Genomic DNA, 21,573 nt, shown 5'->3' with positions numbered 1-21,573 from the left:
TCTACAGCCTAGCCGAAGAGCCGGACAGGATTAACCACGTCCGCCACCATGACCAACGCACCCACGCCGAGCAGCAACGCCGCCATGAAATAGGTCAACGGCATGAGTTTCTCGTAGTTCACCGGCCCACCCGGAGGCAGGCCGCGAAGGCGACGGAAGGCGTCCCGCACCTGCTCGAACAGGACGACGGCAATGTGACCTCCGTCCAGCGGCGGCAGCGGCACCAAGTTGAACAGGGCGAGGAAGAAGTTCAGCGAGACCAGCAGCATGAAAAACACGTCCCACATGGACCTCTCCACCAGTTCTCCACCGGTGCGCGACGCACCGACGACGCTGATCGGGCCCTCCACGTCACGCTCGCCGCCGAAGATCGCGGTGACTACGCCTGGGATCTTCGCCGGGAACGCAATTAGGCCTTCAACAGAAGCTTGGAGCATCTCCCCCGACAGGTTCGCCGCAGCTGGGATTGCTTCGACCGGACCGAACTGCTTCACCGCGTCTTTCACGGGCGCGCTGGTGAGACCAATGGCACCCGCCGTATAGGCCTGCCCTTGAGGGTCGAGGCGCTGGACGGAGGCGAGGGGGACGCGAATAAGCACCTCGCTCTCACCGCGCCCCACAGTGAGTTCAATGGTCTCGCCCGGGCGCTCGAGCACGTAGTCGCGCAGATCGACGAAGCTTTCCAGCGCCTGTCCATCGACAGCAAGGAGCTTGTCGCCCGGCTCGATGCCGGCGGTACCAGCAGGTCCGGGGCCAGTGCAGTCAGCGAGCGTTTCCGCATCGACCTGGTCGGAGGTGCAGCTGACCTCGCCCACCGTTGGCGTGCGGTCGGCGTAGGGGTTCGGGATGCCAGCTGTCACCGCGACGATGTAGAGGACGAGGAATCCGAGGAACAGGTTCATGATGATGCCGCCGCTCATCACCGCCACCCGCTGCCACCACGGTTTGCGGTACATCGCGTGCGGTTTTTCCTCCGGCGTGAGCGGATCCATCGCGGTCATGCCTGCAATGTCGCAAAACCCTCCGAACGGCAGTGCGGCAAGACCGTACTCGGTCTCCCCCACTTTCTGCGACACAAGCGTGGGCCCGAAGCCAATGAAGTAACGGCGCACGCGCATGCCGAACGCCTTCGCGGTGAGCATGTGCCCGGCTTCGTGCAGCGCGATCGACAGCGCAATGCACAGCGCGAATACAACGACGCCTACGAGCATGCGTCCACCAGCTCATTCGCCCGTACGCGCGCTTGCTTTTCGACGTCTACAACCTCCCCGAACGACCCCGCCTGAACCGCGAAATCGGACGCGGCGTCGAGCACGTCGCCCACCACGTCGACGATTTGGGGAAACCGGATCCGCCCGGCTAGGAACGCGGCCGCAGCTTCCTCGTTGGCGGCATTGTAGACGGCGGGGTACGTCCCGCGCAGGCGGGAGACCTCGCGGGCGAGTTTGACGGCGGGAAAAGTGTCTTCGTCCAGGGGCTCAAAACGCCAGTCCATCGCCTGGGTGAAGTCGAGGCTGTGCTGCGCCTTAGGCACGCGGCCTGGCCACGCCAGCGCATGGGCGATCGGCATCTTCATCGACGGCGGGGAGGCCTGGGCGATGGTGGCACCGTCGCAGAACGTGACCATGGAGTGGACGATGGACTGCGGGTGAACGGTGACGTCGATGATGTCGGGGCTGATGCCGAACAGCAACGTCGCCTCAATCAGCTCCAAGCCCTTGTTCACCATCGTTGCGGAGTTGAGCGTGTTCATCTGCCCCATCGACCATGTCGGGTGCGCGGCCGCCTGCTCCGGGGTGACATCCCACATCTGCTCGCGCGTCCAACCGCGGAAAGGGCCACCGGAGGCCGTGAGGACGTAGCGGGACACTTCCTCCGTGCGGCCTGCCCGGAGGCACTGGGCCATCGCGGAGTGCTCCGAATCGACGGGCACGAGCTGGCCTTTCTTCGCGCGTTCCAGGACGAGGTCACCGCCGGCGACGAGGGACTCCTTATTAGCGAGCGCCAGGATTGCCCCGGTATCCAGCGTCGCCAGCGTGGCGGCAAGACCGAGGGAGCCCACGAGAGCGTTCAGGACGACGTCCGCGGTCGCACTGATCACCAGTTCCTCGGCGGTGGTGAGAACTTCGCCGCCCAGCACCTCCGAGATGACCTGCGCCGCCTCAGGCTTAGACACGGCTACTTGTTCGGCTGACAGGCCGAACTGCCGGGCTTGAGCAATGATCGCCTGCGGATCCGATCCTGCGGCCGCGATGCCCGCTACCTCGAAATTCTCCGGATTGTCTCCTATGACGTCCAACGCCTGGGTGCCGATCGATCCTGTCGAGCCGAGAATGAGTACTTTTCGCACCCGACCATTCTCACACACGCCGACCGTTCTACCCCGCTGCCCTGGTCATTTCGCTGGTCTTTCTAGGCGGGGTCAAACTAAGGGATAGCTGGGTCAACCGATCGTGCTGGAGATCGCAATCATTCGGGGGGACCAATCGTCCCAACCGGGTGCGATGTGCCAATATAATAGGAACGTACTTCTATTTACCGTGCTATTTCCGTGCAAGGAGTTTGCTGTGAGCGCTAAGGATGACGCACCCCAGGTCTACAACGGTGTTTCCGAGGCTGATGTCCCCTCTGCCAAGTTCGGCTGGAGCGAGCTGAAGCCGGCCACCATCCAGATTGCCGGCTGGATCTCTGTGGCGTTCCTCATCGCCTACAACTTCGGTAACCACCAGGGCCACGTCGAAACGATCTGGCTCATCTCCCTTGCCGTGCTCATCGCCCTGGGCCTAATCCTCTTCGCGATCCGCCCGGAGCTGTCCACCGCCCGCACTGTGACGGCCCACAACAAGCCGGTCGGCCACGTCGAGCCGAACTGGACCTACATGCAGAAGACTCTGACCGGCCCCTACGCTGAGCTGACGGACAGCCAGCTGCGCGCTCTGAATATCGACCCGGCAACGGTTCGCCAGCAGGCCCCGGCCGGCCAGCGCACCGCCGTCGGCGCAGGCCACTCCACTCACACCCGCGCCGCCTTCGACGAGGTCATTGCCGCACCGGAGATCCCGAACCGCCGCGAGACCGTGCACGTCGAGGACAAGTAGTCCCCGTAGCCTTAAGCCGGCACCTTCCGCAACGCAAAAACCCCGCTTCAGCGGGGTTTTGTTGTTATAGCGCTAGGAAACGTGGGGGTGAGACCCGGTGGGACTAAGCGCCGGCCTTCTCCCCCGCCTGCTTTTCATCGGCAGCTAGCTGGCCACAAGCAGCTGCGATCTCTTGACCCTTGGTATCGCGGACCGTGCAGGTGACGCCTTGGGCAATGACACGGCGGACGAACTCGTCCTGGCGCTCGCGCGGGGAGGCGTCCCACTTCGACCCTGGGGTCGGGTTGAGCGGGATGAGGTTGACGTGGACGAGGGGGCCGAGCGCGTCGTGAAGCTTCTGGCCCAGCATGTCCGCGCGGAAGTCATGGTCGTTGATGTCGCGGATAAGCGCGTACTCAATCGACACACGGCGTCCGGTCTGGTCCGCGTAGTAGCGGGCGGCGTCCAGCACATCCTGAACGGTGAAGCGGTTGTTCATCGGGACGAGTTCGTCGCGCAGTTCATCGTCAGGCGTGTGGAGGGACACGGCGAGGGTGACGGAAAGGCCTTCGTCGGCAAGCTTGCGGATCGCCGGGGCGAGACCGACCGTGGACACCGTCACGTTGCGCTGGGAGATGCCGAAGCCGTGCGGGGCCGGGCTGACAATCTGGCGCACCGCGGACACGACGCGGTTGTAGTTGGCCAGCGGCTCGCCCATGCCCATGAACACGACGTTGGTCAGGCGGGAGCCTTCGGCCTCCATCATCGCGGCGGCTTCACGGACCTGGTCGACGATCTCCGCAGTGGACAGATTGCGGTCGAGGCCGCCCTGGCCGGTCGCGCAGAACGGGCACGCCATGCCGCACCCTGCCTGCGACGAGATGCACAGGGTGGCGCGGCCCGGATAGCGCATCAAGACGGACTCCAGAAGAATGCCGTCGTGCAAGCGCCACAGCGTCTTGGTGGTGTCGCCGTTGTCGGTCTCCACCTTGCGCACCGGGGTGAGCAGACGCGGGAACAGGGAATCCTTGACCAGCTCGCGCTGCGCGGCGGGCAAATCCGTCATCGTGGACGGGTCCGCCTCGAAGCGGCCGTAGTAGTGGCGCGCGATCTGATCGGCGCGGAACTTAGGCAGGCCGAGTTCACCGAGCGCTTCAATCCGCTCTTCCTCGCTCAGGTCGGCGAAGTGCTTCGGCGGCATGCCGCGCTTGGGCGACAGCAACTGGATCTTTGGAAAATCACTCATGACGTGCCCCATTGTGGCACGGGATAGCGCAGTTAGCGAATAGCAACCAGAGGCACGGGTGAGACGGCCGTTAGATCACCACGACACTCATCAGCAGCCACGTCGCAGCGGCGGCCGGCAGAATGCCATCGACGCGGTCCATCATGCCGCCATGGCCGGGCAAAAGCCCCGACATGTCCTTGATGCCCAGCTCACGCTTGAACTGGCTTTCCACCAGGTCGCCCATGGTGGCGCAGAGCACGGTCCCCACGCCAAAGATGAGTCCCGTCCACCACGGGCTCGCCAGCATGAACATGCCCGTCAACACGCCTGTCACCGCGCCAAACAGCACTGAACCCGCAAAGCCTTCCCAGGACTTCTTGGGGCTGACGGCCGGTGCCATGGGATGGGAGCCGAACAGAACTCCAGCGACGTAGCCACCCACGTCGTTCGCCACCACACACGCGATGAATGTGAGGATGAAATGGCTACCGGTGACATCCCCTGACTCCAGCCGGGAAATCATCGCGGCGAAGGAGCCAAACAGCCCGATCCACACGAGCACGAAAATGCTCACCGCAGTATCGCGGACGTAGTTCTGCGGCGGAGTGTTCCTCCCGTGGAAGAACAGACGGGAGAACATGATGGCCAGCGCACTGACCGTGAACGTGGCCAGCAGGCCCGGGTACCCGAACGGCCAGGTGGACACGACCATGCTCAAACCGAGCACGATGATGGTGAACCTGTACACCCCGAAACCGTGCTCGCGCAGGCGCGTGAGCACCTCCCACATGGCCAACGCCATGGCGAGACACACCACGGGGTACCACATCACGGGACCCACCCATGTGGCCACCAGCACGAGGGCGATCAGCGCGAGACCCGTCGCGATAGCGGCGGGGAGGTTACGGCCTGCGGAGTTCTTCGGCTTCGGCAAATGCACCCGGCGTGAATGGCCGGCTGCTGGTGCCTCGCTGTCTGTCACAGGCTTATACCTCGAGCAGTTCTGCTTCCTTCTTGTTCACCAGGTCGTCGATCATGTCGACGTACTTGGCAGTGGTCTTGTCCAGCTCTTTCTCCGCAGCGGAGACTTCGTCCTCGCCGGCGTCGCCGTCCTTCTGGATCTTCTTCAGCGCATCCATGCCGGAGCGGCGGACGTTGCGGATTGCAATCTTGCCGTCTTCGCCCTTGCCCTTAGCCTGCTTGACCAGGTCACGGCGACGCTCCTCCGTCAGCTGCGGGATGGTCACACGGATGACCTGGCCGTCGTCCGTCGGGTTGACACCCAGGTCAGAGTTACGGATGGCGTTTTCAATCTCACCCATGGTGGACGGGTCGTACGGCTTGATCAGCAGCATGCGCGGCTCCGGCACGGAGATGGTGGCCATCTGGTTGATCGGCGTGGGTGCGCCGTAGAACTCCGCCATGACGCTGTTGAACATCGCCGGGTTCGCGCGGCCCGTGCGGATGGTCACCAGCTCGCCGCGGGTGTGCTCCACGGAGTTGGTCATGCGCTCTTCAGCGTCGAGCAATACGTCATCGATCATGGGTTCATCCTTCACTGATCCTGATTGTGTTCTCTACCAACTTAGCAGTGCCAGCTACCGTCATAGACTGTAGAACACTATGCACCCCGCCTTCGCGTATCTTGCCCCGGATCCGCAGCCCGTAACTACGGGCCGCTTGAGCGGCTGGGTCATCCCTGCTAAAGATCTGTCCGATGTCGCAGGCATGCCCACCACCGGCGGAAACCCGCAGCGCACATACGTTGCGGGGACCACCAGCCCCTTTTTAGCTGCTCTCCAGCGCGAGGGCGCGACGATCAACGGCAAGACAGCCACCTCCGAGCTTGGCGCCACGATCTATGCCGAGCGTCCCGACGTTCCTGTGCTCACTTCACCTGCCTATCCGGGCGCGACTCCAAGCGGGTCATCCACCGGGGCTGCTGTCGTCGTCGCCGAGGGCCTGCACCGCGCGGCGCACGGCAGCGACGCGGGCGGCTCTTTGCGCGTTCCGGCCGCCGCATGCGAGGTTGTCGGTTTCAAGCCCGCGGGTACCAGCAAGACCGTGTCCACCGACGGCTTCATCACAGCGACAGTCGCGGACCAGCAGTTCTTGCACAACGCGCCCAATGCTTATCGACGCCTGCGCGTCGGCCTCCTCACCACTCCCCTCTTCTCCACTGAATCGGTGGTCAGCCCCGACCGAATAGCAGTCGTTGAGCAGGCGGCGGAGGTGCTCGGGGGCAGCTGCGACGTCGTTAAGCTCCACCCGTATCAGGCGGCCGCAGAGACGTTTACGCACTTCACCCGCCGTATCCAGCAGGCGTTCGTGAAGGTGGACCCGCTGGACAGTGCCTACATTTCCTGGTTGAAGGAGCAAGGTATCGCCGTGACTGCCGCGCAGCTCGCGGAGGATCAGCGCCATATTGCCGGATTGTCGCAGGCATTGCAGCGTGAGTGGGGTGTGGATGTGCTGCTCACCCCGACCGTCGCTACAGATCCCCCGCCGGTGGGTCACTTTTCCGCGATGAGCCCAGCGGAGAGCTTCGCCGCGCAGACTGCGTGGTCGCCGTGGTGCTCTCTTTTCAACCTCACTGGCGGGCCGGCGATTGCTGTCGGGCCCATCCACATCGGCGGTATTACTGCCAGCGACAGCGAGGTGCTCGCGCTCGCCGCAGAAGTCGAAGACGTGTGGCAGGAATGGAAGGCGGCTAGAGGAGTCTGACCATCGCCACGCCGGCGAAGACGAGGACAAGCCCCCCGATACGCGCACCGTTGATGCGCGTGCGCGCCGAGCCGAACAACCCGAGCGCCTCAATGACCTGGCCGCAGATGATCGCGCCGGCCAGCTGAGCAATGACCGTCGTTCCAGTGCCCAAGATGGGTGCGAGCGTGGCCATGCCCACGACGAAGATCGCGCCGAAGACACCCCCGAGCCACATCCACCACGGCCCGGGCTCAATCCCGGTGAGCAGGGCTTTGCGGGATGTCGATTCGAGCATGCTGAGCAAAAGCAGCAGGACAACTCCAACGAACAAGCTGATCGTGCCGGCCTGCAATGAACTGCCCAGCACAGTGCCCAGGTGACCATTGACGGCGGTCTGCGTAGCCGAGCACATGCCCATGAGCACTCCGAAGGCGCGCCATCCCCAGGCGGCACCGGCGTCAGCGCGTCCCTCCCCGAGCCCCGGCTGCGAACCGGGAGTGCCCAGGACATGAACAGTCACAATGCCAGCCACCACGACGAACGCCCCGAGCACGCGCCAGAACGTCGCCTCGTTTTGGGGAGAGTTATACAGCCCGAAGTGGTCGATGACCAGGGCCATGATCACTTGCCCCAGGATCGGGATGATGATCGTTTCCACCGCGCCCAGCATGGGAAACAAAACCACGCTGCCAGTGAGGAAAACCACGCCCATAGCGCCGCCGATCCACACCCACCACGGCTGCGCGGCAGCCGCCGCAAAATCGACGTTCGGCCCGGAAACGGCAAGGGCCACCGCCGCGGCGCAGCACAGCGCGACGAAGAAAGAAATGAGCGATGCCGGGATCGGTGCGCCGATGCTGCTACGCAGCCGGGCGTTCACCGCAGTCTGGGCAGGAACAACTGACCCGACACCGAGGGCGGCTCCAACTAGCAATTACCGGGCCGCCTACTGGACGAGGGTGCCGATGCGCTCACCGGCGACAGCACGCGCAATATTGCCCTCTTTGAGGAGGTTGAACACCAAGATGGGCATGTTGTTGTCCATGCACAGGCTGAACGCGGTGGCGTCGGCGACCTTGAGACCCTTCTCGATCGCCTCGCGCGGGGTGATCTCGGTGTAGAGTTCCGCGTCCGGGTTGGTGCGCGGGTCGTCGGAGTACACGCCGTCGACAGCCTTAGCCATGAGGAGTACCTCACACCCGATCTCGAGGGCGCGCTGAGCAGCAGTCGTGTCGGTGGAGAAGTACGGCATACCCATGCCTGCACCGAAGATGACCACGCGACCCTTCTCCAGGTGGCGGGATGCGCGCAGCGGCAGGTACGGCTCCGCGATCTGCGCCATGTTAATGGCGGTCTGCACACGGCAGTCCACGCCCAGCTGCTGCAAGAAGTCCTGCAGCGCCAAGCAGTTCATCACCGTGCCCAGCATGCCCATGTAGTCGGAGCGGGCGCGGTCCATGCCGCGCTGCTGCAATTCCGCACCGCGGAAGAAGTTACCGCCACCGATGACCACCGCCACCTCGGTGCCGCTCTGAGCAATATCGGCGATCTGGCGGGCCACGTTCTCCACCACATCCGGGTCGATGCCGACCTTGCCGCCGCCGAACATCTCACCTCCCAGCTTGAGCATGACGCGGTTGTATCCGCGGCGAGACTGGACGTGATCTTCGTTGATCGGGTCGGTCACCGAAAGCTCCTTCGACGGGGTTCGACAGGGGGCGGGCTATTCCGCCGACCCAGTCTACTCGCACTGGAGGCTGCAAAAGCAAGACCCCGGTGCCGTCGACAAGCGACGATACCGGGGTCCGCGGAAAGCGTGAGCTTACTGCTGGCCAACCTCGAAACGGATGAAGTCAGTCACAGTGATGCCGGACTCCTCAGCGAACTGACGGACAGTCTTCTTGGAGTCAGCCAGGGACGGCTGCTCGAGCAAAGCAACATCCTTGAAGAAGCCACCCAAGCGGCCTTCGACGATCTTCTCGATGGCAGCTTCCGGCTTGCCCTCGTTGCGGGTGATCTCCTCCTGGACCGCGCGCTCCTTCTCCACGACATCAGCCGGGACGGAGTCCTTGTCCAGGTAGCGGGCCTTCATAGCGGCGATCTGCAGAGCAACCTGGTGAGCAGCCTCAGCGCTGTCACCGGTGTAGGCGACGAGCACGCCCACTGCCGGCGGCAGGTCGGCAGCCTTCTGGTGCAGGTAGACCTCCACGTTGTCGCCCTCGATGGTGGCGGCGCGGCGCAGCTCCAGCTTCTCGCCGATCTTCGCGGACAGGTTCTGCAGCACCTCGGTAGCCGGCTGACCGTTGACGTCAGCGTTGGCCAGCTCCTCCGGGGTGTTCGCCTTCACAGCGGCCGCGGCCTGGGCAATCTGGTCGGCGGTCTGCTTGAACTCCTCGTTCTTGGCAACGAAGTCGGTCTCAGAGTTGATCTCAACGATGGTATTGCCGGCGACGGCGACCAAGCCCTCCAGGGCGTTGCGCTCAGCGCGCTTGCCCACGTCCTTTGCGCCCTTGACGCGCAGGATCTCAACGGCCTTGTCAAAGTCTCCGCCGGCCTCTTCCAGGGCCTTCTTGCAGTCGAGCATGCCGGAACCGGTGGTTTCGCGCAGCTTCTTCACGTCTGCAGCGGTGTAGTTCGCCATAGTGGGGCGAGCCTCCTCGTTATTGGATCTTCGTTCTTTATGTAGTTCGCTAGACAGCGTAGTGGACTCGCGCGGAGTTTGCCGGAGCTGTCTTACACCACGACAAACCCCCGCGTCCCGCACCCTTCGTGGCGTTTTATGCTCACAGGGCGCACTGCGGGCGCGGGGGTCACATTCGCGATGTCACGTGTTTTAGACCGGGTCGACGTCGTTGTTCGGGTTGTCGACGTTCTCCACAGCCTCAGCTGCAGCCTCCTGCGCCGGAGCGGAAGCAGCGTCTGCCTCCTGAGCGGCCGGGGTTGCCGGGGTGCCCTGCGGCGCAGCGGTCTCGGTGGCCTCCACGTCTGCGACAGCCTCAGCAACGTTCTCGCCAGAAGCGTTTGCCGGAGCCTCAGCCTGAACCTCGGCGATGCCGGCGTCCTGGGTGGTGCCAGCTGCCGGAGCGTCACCAGCAGCCTCGCGAGCCTTTGCCAGCTGGCGCTCCTCGCGCTGCTGCTTACCAGCAACAACAGCCTCGCCCACGATGTGGGTGAGCAGCTTGACGGAGCGGATCGCGTCGTCGTTGCCCGGGATCGGGTAGTCGACGGTGTCCGGGTCGCAGTTGGTGTCCAGGATGGCGACAACAGGGATGCGCAGCTTCTCTGCCTCGGCGACAGCGATGTGCTCCTTGTTGGTGTCCACGATCCACAGTGCGGACGGGGTCTTGGTCATGTCGGAAATGCCGCCCAGCACGCGCTCGAGCTTGGTGCGCTCGCGGTTGAGCATGAGGATTTCCTTCTTGCCGCGGCCAGCGTAACCGTCCTCGGCAGCGTCCATGGCCTGCAGCTCCTTCATGCGGGCGAGGCGCTTGGACACGGTCTGGAAGTTGGTCAGCATGCCACCGAGCCAGCGGTGGTTGACGTACGGCATGCCCACACGGTCAGCTTCTTTCTGGACAGGCTCCTGAGCCTGCTTCTTGGTGCCGACGAAGAGGATGGTGCCGCCGTGTGCGACGGTCTCCTTGACAAACTCGTATGCCTCGTCGATGTAGGTCAGCGTCTGCTGCAGGTCGATGATGTAGATGCCGTTGCGGTCGGTGAAGATGAAACGACGCATCTTCGGGTTCCAACGACGCGTCTGGTGGCCGAAGTGCACACCGGCGTCGAGGAGTTCACGCATGGTTACGACTGCCATGGGAATGTCTCCTTGGGAGTTAATCGTGTTCGGTTACTTGTCTGTTGTGCGGGTTTTGCCCGCACCCTAGCGACGAGCCGCACCCACGCCCTCAAAAATTTTCACCGGGCAGGGAACCGCCCGTGTGCTCATGTTCGTGGGACCGTTGCGGGTAGCAGCACCTGTGTTGCGCAAGGCCCTTGACGCAAGGGCCTTACCAGGCATTTTCATCGCGCGTAGTCAGCACACCCCGCAGGGCACACTGCTAGTAGTTGAGTCTACATCGTTCCAGCGTATGCGCCAATTCACGGCGCGCGGACGAACCGGGATTGTGGATAAGCCGGCGTTTTCCACAGGGCATTTCGCTTAGCGACGCATCCTCCCACCATCCCCGCCACACTGAACCCCATGAACACCCGCTCCGTTTCACCCTTGTTAGCCGCGCTTGTGATGCTCACGACGCTTGTGACGGGCATCTCCGCTGCCACCCCAGCCGCCGCCTATGTCGACCCGACAACAGGTACCCCGCACGCCACAGGCGTTACCCGCAGCGCCGACATCCCGGAGAAGAATTGGCTGCCCGGCCACCGCGGCGTCGACCTAGCTGCCCGCACCGGCCAAGACATCCTCGCGGCCGGGGAGGGAGTGGTCGCTTTCACCGGTCTTGTCGTCGGCATGCCGACGGTCTCCGTCGACCACCCAGACGGCATCCGCACCACCTATCAGCCTGTCCACGCCACAGTGAAGGTTGGCGACCACGTCCGTGAAGGCCAGCCGATCGGAAGAATGGCCCACCCCATGGCGGGCCATGCGGGCCTCCATTGGGGTGCGCGCACCGGCAAAGACTCCTATATCAACCCGCTGAGCCTGCTCGACGCCCCGCCGATCCGGCTCAAACCCGTCACCGGTCAGCGTGTCACGCCCGCGGGTGCGCCTGGTCGTACACGTTCTTGAGCCGCTGCGCGGAGACGTGCGTGTAGATCTGCGTCGTCTGCAGCGACGAGTGCCCGAGCAACTCCTGCACCACACGCAGGTCCGCCCCGCCTTCGAGCATGTGCGTTGCCGCACTGTGCCGCAGGGCGTGGGGGCTCAGATCCGTGTCACCGGTGCGCTGCGCGGCGCGTTCCACCACGCGCCGCACTTGCCGCTGGTCAATCCTCCCGCCCCGGGAGCCGAGGAACAGCGCGTGCCCGCTCTTCTCCCCCACGAGTTCGGTGCGGCGGGTCTTCCACTCCTCGATGGCTGCCGTGGCACGCTCCCCAAACGGCACAACCCGCTGTTTGTTGCCTTTTCCGGTGACGCGGGCAAGCCCTTGCTTGGTATCGACATCATCCACATCGAGTCCCGTCAGCTCCGCCACGCGCATGCCTGTCGCGTACATCAACTCAAGCATGGCCCGGTCACGTGCGGCTTCTGGTCCGTCGGAGTCAGGATTGATTTCCGCCTCGACGAGCTCGCCCGCCCGCGACGGAGTCACCACGTCGGGCAGGTGACGGTTGATCTGGGGAGTCACCAGCCGCGCTGCGACATCGGAGTCGAGGTAGCCGCGCTCGTACGCCCACGTCGAAAAGCTTCGCGCTGCGGCGGTACGCCGCGCCATTGTGGAGCGCGCAAGGCCCTGCCGCATCGCGTCGGCGAGCCACCCGCGTAGGGCGATGAGGGTGAAATCGTCGAAGGTCGGAGCAACCTCGGCCAAGGTGCGCAGGTCGCTGCGGTAGCCCTTGACTGTCGCCTCGGAGCAGCCTTTGACGAGCAGCGCGTGATCAGCGAAGTCATCGATGGCCTCTTCTAACTGCGCCATCGCCCAACCTCCGGAACTCTACTTCTCATCTTCAGTGGAAGTATAAGACTGCCGATTCCGCTTTCCGGAACATCCGCGCATGCCCCGATTCAGGTTCACGGCCTTGCTGAGCGAACACCCAAGAAGACCAGGACCGCCCCGCCGGCCAGATCAATCCGCCTTTTCCATGTGGCGATGTTGAATCGAGCTGACATGGCCACCAAACCAGTCGACCAGAGCCCTAACCACGCGGCCATCACTAAGACATGCACGAAGGCGAGAGTGACCATCGATCCCACCCCGACAGATTGGACGGGCACAAACTGCGGAGCCAACGTGAGATACACGGTAGCCGCTTTTACGTTCAGCACATTAGCGAGGTACGCACGCCCAATTTCTTTCGCTGCGTTTTTTGCTGGAGGACGAACAACGGCCGTGCTGGATCCTTGCCCGCGAGCAGCTCGGACTACCAAGAGCGAGCCAAGCGCTACGAGGTACACCGCGCCGACTAGGCGCAGTATTTGATAAGCCTCAGCGGAACGCATCACCACCGCTGCGAGCCCGACACCAGCAAAGAGACCGTGCGTGAGAATTCCCAGGGCAGTGCCCGCAATGACCGCCCGAGCTCCGCGACGATCCCCTGCCAGACCGCGGGCACTGACCAAAGTGAAGCTCGCACCCGGCGTGACCACGAGCGGCGCCACCGCGAGACCGAATCCGAATAGTGCAGCAAGTGAAAGCACACCGGAATTATGCCAGAACGACGCTGCCCGGCAGCCAAAAGTTTCAGACCCGGTAAATCATCGCCAGCCCAACATCCGGTCCTGCGCTGCACCCCAGCTCGGCTAACAATGGAAACCCATAAGCTTTTTTGCATTTTCGTGCCGTTGAAATCGCCTCTACAAACACCCAGTTCAGATGTTACTGCTGTTGCAGGTGTTACTTGACGCGTGGACGGCACGAAAGCGCAGCAGCCAGCGCGGCGCTTCACACGCGAAAGTGCCGCGCCGCCGTCTAGTTCTCGCTCCTTTCCCACATCTGCTCTTTCCTGACCACGAGCCCTTTTTTGTGCAGGTCCATCAGTAGGTGGACGGTGAGGGCGAGTGTGAACCCGCTCGCCTGGGCAACGGCCTCGGCGTCGATTCCGCCCGCTCCGGCCACTGGCAGCGAGTCGTAGACGCGCAGCTCGTTGCGGGAGAGCTTCTGGATCGCGTCTGCCTCGAAGTCGATCTCCAACTGTCCATCGGCATCAGTGGAGCCGATCGCGCCGAGCTGCTGGTGCGCATCGTCGGCACTGAGCACCATGTCAGCCCTGTCGTTTCTGATGGCCAGATTCGTTCCCAGCGAGCCCGGCCCCAGGATCGGCCCCGGCACAGCGAGCGGAATGCGGTTGTACGTCTTCACCCATTTCAGCGTGTTCAACGCGCCCGACCGGAACGCAGCCTCGACGACGATCGACCCTTGAGTCAACGCCGCCACGAGCCGGTTTCGAGTCAGGAATCGGTGCCGGTCCGGAGTCATTCCCGGCGGGTACTCGGTGACAATGGCACCGCCCTCAGCCGCGATCCGGTCAAACAGTTTGCCGTTGCGCTTCGGGTAGATCTGCCCCGGCCCGCACGCGGCCACAACAACGGTCAACGCCTGGTTGTTCAAGGCGGTCTCGTGGGCGACGGTGTCAATACCCAGTGCCCCGCCGGACACGATCGTGTACCTATGCCGCGCAAGACCGGTACACAAATCCGCGGTTGCGTGGTGGCCGTAGGCGCTCGCCGCTCGCGTGCCGACGATCCCCACCGACTGCGCGAACAACTGCGCCAGGTTCGTATTGCCCCGCGCCCACAAGGAGTGCGGTGGGTACCCCTCAGGCGGGAGGGGCTCTTCGTCGGCAGCCGGGCCCAGGCCCCGCTCCTGCTTGCTCAACGCGCTGCCGAATGACGCTGCGATCTCATCGGCGGGCCACTCCGGATCCTCCGGGGTGATCAACGAGTATCCGTGCTGCGCGGCCTCCTCCAGGTCTTCGGCGGGACGGTCCCAGGTGTAGCGCGATTCTGTCGCGGGACCCAGCTCCCCCAGCCAACTCGCACGGGTGCGGATGCCGCGGGCAAGCTCGTCGGCATCGCGCCCGGCACCCAAGTGCGCGAGCAAGTGGCGGTTGGGCCCCTCCACGACCCGGTTCAAATATGCCCACGACTCAAGTTTCGATGCACTCATACCAGTACTCCCCTCTCCTTGGATGCGCGCAGTTCCAGCGCATCGAAAACGTGCTCCAGGCTCGGCCGCTCCGCGCCCGCGAGATCGGCGATGGTCCACGACAGACGCAGGATCCGGTCGACTCCCCGCTGCGTGATGTCGCCATTCGCCAAGGCACCCTCAATCACCGCCATGCCGGCGTCATCCGCCGGAAAGTGCCGCCGCAATGTCGCCCCCGCAACGCGCGAATTGGTTGCCGCGCGCACGCCTGCTTTCTCCCACCGGTGCTTGGCCCGGTCACGCGCCGCCAACACTCGCTGCGCGATCGCTTCCGACGGTTCGTTGTCGGCCCTGCCCACCACCGCCCCGACCGAAGACGTCCTGAGCGAGATATCGACGCGATCACGCAGCGGGCCCGACACATTGCGCAGATAGTTAACACGTTCCATCGGCCGGCAGGTGCACTTCTCCGGCACGTCCACCCCGCAACGACATGGATTCGCCGCCATGACCAGCTGAAAGTTCGCCGGGTACACCACCTCCCGGCGCGCCCGGGTAAGCCGAACTTCCCCCTTTTCCAGCGGCACGCGCAGCCCGTCGAGGGTGTCGGCAGGGATCTCGCTGACTTCGTCGAGAAACAGCACGCCATGATGCGCGTGGCTCACGGCACCCGGTCGCGGAATCCCGGAACCACCACCAATCAGCGCCGCCTTGCTTAACGACGGATGCGGCGCCACAAAGGGAGCTTGCCCTATCACCTCACCACTCGACTCCCCGGAAATGGAATGAATCGCGGTGGCCTCGACGACTTGCTGTGACGAAAGCTCGGGCAGGATGGACGGCAACCGCTCGGCCAGCATGGATTTGCCCGAACCCGGTGCGCCGATCATGAGAATGTGGTGCGCCCCGGCGGCAGCGATCTCGAAAGCGCGGCGCTCTTGCTCTTGCCCGACGACATCCCGGAAATCGGCAACCGGGACCGAACGCACGACGTGGTCGACCTTCTCCAAGCCGGGCAGTTCCCGCTCCCCCGCGAGCCATTGCCACGCTTCGGTGAGACTCTGCGCAATCCGCACACTGGGGTGGCCAACCAATGCCGCTTCTTGAGCGTTACCGGCGGGAATGACGATGTGCTCGATGGTTCGGAGCGGGTCGCTGTGGAGGGCATCGAGGATGATCTGCAAAATGCCGTCGACACGCCTGAGCTGGCCACTCAACCCCAGTTCGCCGACTACCAGGCAGCCCTTGAGGCGACGCTCGATAACCGGATCCATGCTGGCCAAAACGGCCAGCGCGATAGGGAGATCGAATTGTGAGCCGGCTTTCGGCAAGTTGGCCGGTGAGAGCGAGACCATGATCTTCGTCCGCGGCCACGGCAAGCCCGAGTTGGCCACCGCGGTGCGGATCCGGTCCCGGGACTCCCCGACAGCTTTGTCACCGAGGCCGACAATGTGCATCCCCGGCAAGCCGGGACCGACGTTGGCCTCCACGGTGACCGAATGCGCCGTCACGCCTTCGACCGTGGCGGAGTAGGTGCTAGCAAGAGCCATCGTCGACTCCTTGGTAGAGGCGGGTGTGGCAGTCGTGACCGTCGAAAAGCACTTCGACAACGTCGAACCGCACCTGCCTGAACGGTTTATCTCTGAGCCAGTGCACCGCGGCTTTGCGCATGCGCGCAAGCTTGCGTGCGGTCACGGATTCAGCGCCGCCGAAGTTCGTGCCCCGGCGCGTTTTCACCTCCACGAACACAGTCGTGCCGTCTGTGGCCATGGCGATAATGTCTATCTCCCCATCGCGACAGCGGTAGTTGCGCGCCACGATGATGTACCCCGCTTGTTCGTAGCGGGTGGCTACCTCTGTCTCCCCCAGTGCTCCCAGCATGTACTGGTCGCGTGGCGTGATGCCCGCAGTCATGTATCCCCCTGTTGTCCAGAACCTGTGTGAAGAGTCGTGCTGAAACGATCTACTTCGTTGGACTACCGGAGAACCTCGATCGGTTCCGTCAGGGGGAGAGAAACATCCGAGAACGACAAAACCTGTGGATAACCACCGTTATCCACAGGTCCTATTAGCGGCCAGAGCTAGAAAAGGGGTCACTCAGGAATGACCATCTCCGGCTTATCCAGCTCCTCGATGTTGACGTCCTTGTAGGTAATCACGCGGACGTAGCGGACGAAACGGACCGCACGGTACATGTCCCAGACCCACGCGTCTGACATGCGGACCTCGTAGTAGACATCCTTGCCCTCGGTGTGCGGGATCAGCTCCACGGCGTTGGCCAGGTAGAAGCGGCGGTCTGTCTCGACCACGTAGGAGAACTGGCTGACCACGTCGCGGTACTCGCGGTAGAGGGACAGCTCCACCTCTGCTTCGTAGTTGTCCAGTTCCTCAGCACTCATTGTGTCCGGCTCCTCATGTACATCTCGTGGGCAGCTGCAACGTTGGCATAAGTGTAGCGATGCTCCGCGCTCGCACCGTGACGGCGCACCGCATCCATGTGCGCCGCCGTGCCGTAGCCCTTATGGCTCTCCAAGCCGTAGTCAGGGAAAGTCTCCGCCATCTTCGTGATGAGCCGGTCGCGGCTGACTTTCGCCAGCACGCTCGCCGCGGCGATACAGCGGGCGGTGTAGTCCCCTCCGATGATCGGCAACTGGGGCATGGTAAGGCCCGGGACGCGGAATGCGTCGACAAGCGTGAAGCCCGGCCTCAGTCCAAGACCTGCGATAGCCAGGCGCGCGCCGTCAAGGTTGGCGTTCTGGATCCCGCGCCGATCCACCTCCGCGGCAGGGATATGCACGACGCAGTGGGCATCCGAGGAGGTAAGGATGGCGTCGTAAAGCACTGCTCTTTTGGCAGGCGTGAGCTTCTTGGAATCCGTCAGACCGTCGAGCGGTGGAATGGGCTTGTCGGGCAGTACGCACGCGGCGATAGTGACAGGGCCGAAGCATGCGCCGCGGCCGGCTTCGTCGATACCTGCGACAGGCCCCAAGCCCGCTTTGCTCAGCGCGACTTCATACGTGCGCAGCTGCTTGAGTCGCCTCACGCTACTGCTGCTGCGGCTGAATGTCCTGGTTGTTCACAGACCCAATGCGCGTCAGCGGCAGAATGATGAAGGAGACTTTGCCGCGGATGTTCTCCTCTGGAATCGTTCCCTGGAACTGGTCGCCCATGTGAGCTCGGGAGTCGAGCGAGTTCGTGCGGTTATCGCCCATGACGAAGACATGATCGTCCGGCACTGTCAGCGGCCCGAAGAAGCTTCCACCGCAGGCCTCTGAAGCCTCATCACCGATGATCGGGTTCGCGTGGGGCTGAAGAATGTAGGACTGGTCAATCGGCTCGTCGTCAACCATCACGGCAGGGTCTCCCGCCTGGCACGACACGGTCTGGCCACCGGTTGCGACAATGCGCTTGACCAAATCGTTCTCGTCGGGGGCGACCAAGCCCACGTACGAACCGAGCTGCTGCAGCCCAGCCACAATCGGGTTGTCCGAGCGGTTAGACACGTAATTGGTGTTCCAGGAGTCAGTGCCCTCGAAGACCACAATGTCGCCCGGCTCCGGGTCGGAGAAGTAATAGGAGACCTTCTCTACGAAGATGCGGTCACCGTTGCAGCCCTCACAGCCGTGCAGCGTCGGTTCCATCGACGCCGACGGAATCAGGTAAACGCGTCCCACAAACGTCTGGAGCAGGAAGATCAATCCCAGCGTCAGCACGACCACCATGGGGATCTCCACGTACCACGGCATCGTGGCCTTGTCGTCCTTCGGTGCCTTCTTCGGCTCACCAGAAGGGCGGGGCTGGTACCGCGCCGTCACAGGACTACCGGACTGCTGCGGAAGTTCGGGCCACGGGGCGGTTCGGCGGGAAGACCGGGGATCAGGGTTGTGGGTCACGGGCAATCACCTTAGCACCAGGAAATCCAAACGCCCCCACCACCAGGTGAGGGCGTTTCGCACGGCAGGAGCTTAGCGGCGCTCCTTGATGCGCGCTGCCTTACCGCGCAAATCGCGCATGTAGTACAGCTTCGCGCGGCGGACACGGCCGCGGCGGACAACCTCGATGTGGTCGATGTTCGGGGAGTGAACCGGGAAGGTACGCTCCACACCGATGCCGAAGGAGATCTTGCGGACAGTGAAGGTCTCGCGGATACCAGAACCCTGGCGGCGGACCACGAAGCCCTCGAAGAGCTGGGTACGGGTAACGTTGCCCTCAATAACCTTCACGTGGACACCCAGGGTGTCACCGGGACGGAAGTCGGGGATGTCATCGCGCAGCTGGCCTGCGTCGACCTTGTCGATAATGCCGTTAGACATAACGAATGTTCCTTTTCAGATTTGGACAGAGGACCCTAGCGGCTCTTCCCTATGCAAGGCGCTCGGCTGGTTCGTGTCGGCTACATGACCCGAATATTCAAGCACACCACCAGGGGTTCACCCAAATCGCCGTGCGGTTTTCTCCGTCGTCGTTCCGTACCAGTACTGGACACCGGGAAGTGCGTTGACCACGGCCTGAGTCGCGTCCTTCAGCGGCAGCGCCGTGCGGCCCTCCACAACAACGCGGTACACCGGATCGAGCAGCGGGCCGTCTTCAGCCTGCAAATATTGCGTGACGACGGCATTGTCCACCACACACATCTGATCCTGCAGCTCCACTGTCACGGCGGCATCCATGAATCCCGCCCGGCGCAGCTTCTTCGCCACTTTGCCCTGGGACTTTTCCCACGCGACCGCATTCATGATCACCGCGATGTCGGTGGAGACATCCCGCGCATCGAGCGTGAATAGGTCATCTCCATCCAGCCCACCTTCTGCGCGCAGCTTATCGACGAGTTCCGGCCGCACCTGCTGCGTCCTGCGCAAAGCCTCATCACGGCGCCACCGGGCGATCTTGCCGTGGTCTCCCGATACCAGCACCTCCGGTGCCGAGAGTCCCCGCCACTGACGCGGCTTAGTGTAGGACGGTCCCTCGAGTAGGCCGTCAGAGAAGCTGTCCTCCTCGTGGCTCTCGGTGTTGCCCAGCACGCCGGGAATGAGTCGCGTCACGGCCTCGGCGATGACCAATGCCGCCACTTCCCCACCGATGAGCACGTAGTCGCCGATGGAGACCTCCCGCACCCGGTAGCGCTGCGCGGCGTCCATGAACACACGTTGGTCAATGCCTTCATAGCGCCCGCAGGCGATAACAATGTGCTCTTCGCGCGACCACGCCCGTGCATCCGCCTGGGTGAACGGCACCCCGGCGGGCGTGGGTACGAGCAGCAAGGGCGCTTCTGGATCCTCGCCCGCCCGGCAGTCCCTCTCTTCCTGGTACGGCCGCGGCGCCACAGCGGCGACGTCGTCATGGCGCGCTTTGTCGTTGCGGTGCGGGGTCGCGGAGTGGAGTTGGGGGGCGCTGCCGTCGATAAGCGGAAGCTGCGCCACGTGATCGAGCGCTTGGCCCCACACTTCCGGGAGCATCACCATGCCGGGGCCGCCACCGAGCGGCGAATCGTCCACCGCTTTGTGGTTGCCGGTGGCCCAGTCGCGCAGATTGTGCACGCCGACGGAGAGGATCCCCTGCTCGATCGCTTTGCCCAACAGCGCGTGGCGCAGCGGGTCGAGGTACTCGGGGAAGATCGTGATGATGTCCAGTCTCATGCTCACAGCTCCAACAGACCCTCCGGCGGAGTAATCACCAGGTAGCCCTCATCCAGGTCGATCTCCGGCACGATGTCCATCACGAACGGGATGAGCGCCTCCTTGCCCTGATAGTCCACTTCGAGGAGTTTGCGGTTGGGCATGGTCATCACGCCGGTGATATCGCCGATGTGCGTGCCTCCGGCATGGTCAAGGAGCACTTTCAGGCCGATGAGCTCGTGGTCGTAGTACTCGTCGGAGTCCTCGTCGCGCTCGAGCGGCTCGGCGAAGAACTGCATGCCGCGCAGAGATTCTGCGGCAGTGCGGTCCGCAACCTCCTCGAACGTGACCAGCAGGCGCTTCTGATGCGGACGCACCGATGTGACGGTCAGGTCTCGCTCCTTGCCGGCCTGTCGGCCGTGGAGCACCTCGCCTTGAGCGAAATGAATGTCCTCGTCGTCCGCGAGTGGCTCCACAACCACCTCACCGCGGACACCATGAGATTTCACTACCCTGCCAATCCTGATTTCCATGCAGCTCAGGCTACCGCGATCTCCTTCCGGGCATGAGAAAACCTCCCCAGGTCCTAGCCCAGAGAGGTTCGCGGGATGGCGACTAGTTCTCTTCGGCCTCAGCCTCTTCAGCCGGTGCGTCCTCAGCAGCGTCATCGGACTCAGCCTCAGCCTCAGCTGCCTCTGCAGCCTCAGCTTCAGCGGCAGCCTCAGCAGCAGCCTTAGCCTCTGCCTCTTCCTTAGCCTTCTTGCGCTTCTCGGTGATGGCCTCAGCGGTCGGGCCGCCAGCAGCTTCCTCAAGAGCCTGGTTGAACAGGTCGAGCTTGGACGGCTTCTCATCAGCAACCTTGAGGGTGCCCTCTGCACCGTCGAGGCCCTTGTGCTTCTGCCAGTCGCCGGTCACCTTGAGCAGAGCCGCAACCGGCTCCGTCGGCTGTGCGCCGACGCCGAGCCAGTACTGTGCACGCTCGGAATCGATGCGGATGAGCGACGGCTCTTCTTTCGGGTGGTAGATACCGATGTTCTCGATGACCTGACCATCGCGGCGGGTGCGGGCATCGGCAACGACAACACGGTACTGGGCATTGCGGATCTTGCCCACGCGCTGCAGCTTGATCTTGACAGCCATGTTTAAGTACTTCCTTACGGTCACTGGGCAGTGCAGACATCCGC

24 protein-coding genes are annotated in these 21,573 nt (G+C 63.5%); 3 read left to right on the top strand and 21 right to left on the bottom strand.

Annotated elements, in window-relative coordinates; all coding sequences use genetic code 11:
* Positions 1-8: 8 nt before the first annotated feature.
* Positions 9-1,211, bottom strand: coding sequence for an RIP metalloprotease (locus KBX07_RS05510; protein WP_255994971.1), 1,203 nt, complete (start codon positions 1,209-1,211; stop codon positions 9-11).
* Positions 1,202-2,350, bottom strand: coding sequence for a 1-deoxy-D-xylulose-5-phosphate reductoisomerase (gene dxr, locus KBX07_RS05505; RefSeq protein ID WP_256023343.1), 1,149 nt, complete (start codon positions 2,348-2,350; stop codon positions 1,202-1,204). The genes KBX07_RS05510 and dxr overlap by 10 nt, the downstream gene beginning before the upstream one ends.
* A gap of 154 nt (positions 2,351-2,504) precedes the next feature.
* On the opposite strand from dxr, the gene KBX07_RS05500 reads away from it, so the two are divergent.
* Positions 2,505-3,098 (top strand): DUF2631 domain-containing protein, encoded by a 594-nt coding sequence (locus KBX07_RS05500; RefSeq protein WP_256023342.1) that lies wholly within the window; start codon positions 2,505-2,507, stop codon positions 3,096-3,098.
* A gap of 103 nt (positions 3,099-3,201) precedes the next feature.
* On the opposite strand, the gene rlmN is transcribed toward KBX07_RS05500, so the two are convergent.
* The 3 genes from rlmN to frr form a co-directional block, all read right to left on the bottom strand.
* Positions 3,202-4,323, bottom strand: coding sequence for a 23S rRNA (adenine(2503)-C(2))-methyltransferase RlmN (rlmN, locus tag KBX07_RS05495; RefSeq protein WP_156774825.1), 1,122 nt, complete (start codon positions 4,321-4,323; stop codon positions 3,202-3,204).
* Positions 4,324-4,393: 70 nt separating this feature from the next.
* Positions 4,394-5,287, bottom strand: a complete 894-nt coding sequence (locus KBX07_RS05490; RefSeq protein WP_005289692.1) for a phosphatidate cytidylyltransferase — start codon at positions 5,285-5,287, stop codon at positions 4,394-4,396.
* Positions 5,288-5,291: 4 nt separating this feature from the next.
* A complete protein-coding gene (frr, locus tag KBX07_RS05485) occupies positions 5,292-5,849 on the bottom strand; it encodes a ribosome recycling factor (protein ID WP_005289691.1) in 558 nt (185 codons plus the stop codon).
* A gap of 79 nt (positions 5,850-5,928) precedes the next feature.
* Between frr and KBX07_RS05480 the strand changes: the two genes are divergently transcribed.
* Positions 5,929-7,029 (top strand): amidase, encoded by a 1,101-nt coding sequence (locus tag KBX07_RS05480; RefSeq protein ID WP_256023340.1) that lies wholly within the window; start codon positions 5,929-5,931, stop codon positions 7,027-7,029.
* On the opposite strand, the gene KBX07_RS05475 is transcribed toward KBX07_RS05480, so the two are convergent.
* The 4 genes from KBX07_RS05475 to rpsB all read right to left on the bottom strand — a co-directional run bounded on the left by KBX07_RS05475 (position 7,016) and on the right by rpsB (position 10,825).
* Positions 7,016-7,945, bottom strand: coding sequence for a DMT family transporter (locus KBX07_RS05475; protein WP_256018404.1), 930 nt, complete (start codon positions 7,943-7,945; stop codon positions 7,016-7,018). The two genes, KBX07_RS05480 and KBX07_RS05475, sit on opposite strands and share 14 nt — an antisense overlap.
* A 12-nt stretch (positions 7,946-7,957) precedes the next feature.
* Entirely contained in the window at positions 7,958-8,641 is a 684-nt protein-coding gene (pyrH, locus tag KBX07_RS05470; RefSeq protein ID WP_232210339.1) for a UMP kinase, read from the bottom strand.
* Positions 8,642-8,833: 192 nt separating this feature from the next.
* Entirely contained in the window at positions 8,834-9,652 is an 819-nt protein-coding gene (gene tsf, locus KBX07_RS05465; RefSeq protein WP_256023339.1) for a translation elongation factor Ts, read from the bottom strand.
* Positions 9,653-9,844: 192 nt separating this feature from the next.
* Positions 9,845-10,825: a 30S ribosomal protein S2 gene (gene rpsB / locus KBX07_RS05460; RefSeq protein ID WP_256023337.1), complete on the bottom strand. Its 981-nt coding sequence runs from the start codon at positions 10,823-10,825 to the stop codon at positions 9,845-9,847.
* 387 nt (positions 10,826-11,212) lie between these two features.
* Between rpsB and KBX07_RS05455 the strand changes: the two genes are divergently transcribed.
* Positions 11,213-11,758: a M23 family metallopeptidase gene (locus tag KBX07_RS05455; RefSeq protein ID WP_256023336.1), complete on the top strand. Its 546-nt coding sequence runs from the start codon at positions 11,213-11,215 to the stop codon at positions 11,756-11,758.
* On the opposite strand, the gene KBX07_RS05450 is transcribed toward KBX07_RS05455, so the two are convergent.
* The 12 genes from KBX07_RS05450 to rpsP all read right to left on the bottom strand — a co-directional run bounded on the left by KBX07_RS05450 (position 11,721) and on the right by rpsP (position 21,529).
* Positions 11,721-12,605, bottom strand: a complete 885-nt coding sequence (locus KBX07_RS05450) for a tyrosine recombinase XerC (RefSeq protein ID WP_256023334.1) — start codon at positions 12,603-12,605, stop codon at positions 11,721-11,723. The two genes, KBX07_RS05455 and KBX07_RS05450, sit on opposite strands and share 38 nt — an antisense overlap.
* A gap of 95 nt (positions 12,606-12,700) precedes the next feature.
* On the bottom strand, positions 12,701-13,327 hold the full coding sequence (locus KBX07_RS05445) for a LysE family translocator (protein ID WP_040423620.1): 627 nt from the start codon (positions 13,325-13,327) through the stop codon (positions 12,701-12,703).
* A gap of 271 nt (positions 13,328-13,598) precedes the next feature.
* Complete coding sequence (locus KBX07_RS05440; RefSeq protein ID WP_256023333.1) at positions 13,599-14,795, bottom strand: DNA-processing protein DprA; 1,197 nt, start codon at positions 14,793-14,795, stop codon at positions 13,599-13,601.
* The gene (locus tag KBX07_RS05435; RefSeq protein WP_256023331.1) at positions 14,792-16,324 is read right to left on the bottom strand and encodes a YifB family Mg chelatase-like AAA ATPase; all 1,533 of its coding nucleotides are present in this window, start codon (positions 16,322-16,324) and stop codon (positions 14,792-14,794) included. Before KBX07_RS05435 ends, KBX07_RS05440 begins: the two co-directional genes overlap by 4 nt.
* Positions 16,311-16,688 (bottom strand): YraN family protein, encoded by a 378-nt coding sequence (locus tag KBX07_RS05430; RefSeq protein WP_255998310.1) that lies wholly within the window; start codon positions 16,686-16,688, stop codon positions 16,311-16,313. Before KBX07_RS05430 ends, KBX07_RS05435 begins: the two co-directional genes overlap by 14 nt.
* Positions 16,689-16,867: 179 nt before the next feature.
* Entirely contained in the window at positions 16,868-17,173 is a 306-nt protein-coding gene (locus KBX07_RS05425) for a DUF2469 domain-containing protein (protein ID WP_005289678.1), read from the bottom strand.
* The gene (locus tag KBX07_RS05420; RefSeq protein ID WP_256023330.1) at positions 17,170-17,817 is read right to left on the bottom strand and encodes a ribonuclease HII; all 648 of its coding nucleotides are present in this window, start codon (positions 17,815-17,817) and stop codon (positions 17,170-17,172) included. Before KBX07_RS05420 ends, KBX07_RS05425 begins: the two co-directional genes overlap by 4 nt.
* Before the next feature lies 1 nt (position 17,818).
* Entirely contained in the window at positions 17,819-18,520 is a 702-nt protein-coding gene (gene lepB, locus KBX07_RS05415; RefSeq protein WP_083770353.1) for a signal peptidase I, read from the bottom strand.
* 219 nt (positions 18,521-18,739) lie between these two features.
* On the bottom strand, positions 18,740-19,087 hold the full coding sequence (rplS, locus tag KBX07_RS05410; RefSeq protein WP_005289675.1) for a 50S ribosomal protein L19: 348 nt from the start codon (positions 19,085-19,087) through the stop codon (positions 18,740-18,742).
* A 117-nt stretch (positions 19,088-19,204) separates the two neighbouring features.
* Positions 19,205-20,410, bottom strand: a complete 1,206-nt coding sequence (trmD, locus tag KBX07_RS05405; RefSeq protein ID WP_256023328.1) for a tRNA (guanosine(37)-N1)-methyltransferase TrmD — start codon at positions 20,408-20,410, stop codon at positions 19,205-19,207.
* Positions 20,411-20,412: 2 nt separating this feature from the next.
* Complete coding sequence (gene rimM, locus KBX07_RS05400; protein ID WP_256023327.1) at positions 20,413-20,922, bottom strand: ribosome maturation factor RimM; 510 nt, start codon at positions 20,920-20,922, stop codon at positions 20,413-20,415.
* 82 nt (positions 20,923-21,004) lie between these two features.
* Positions 21,005-21,529: a 30S ribosomal protein S16 gene (gene rpsP / locus KBX07_RS05395; RefSeq protein WP_255995845.1), complete on the bottom strand. Its 525-nt coding sequence runs from the start codon at positions 21,527-21,529 to the stop codon at positions 21,005-21,007.
* Positions 21,530-21,573: the final 44 nt, after the last annotated feature.

It is taken from the genome of Corynebacterium sp. CCUG 70398 (genome assembly GCF_024454055.1).
GTDB lineage: Bacteria > Actinomycetota > Actinomycetes > Mycobacteriales > Mycobacteriaceae > Corynebacterium > Corynebacterium genitalium.
Note: the sequence above shows the minus strand (reverse complement) of the source record. Positions and strands in the feature narration are given on the sequence as shown.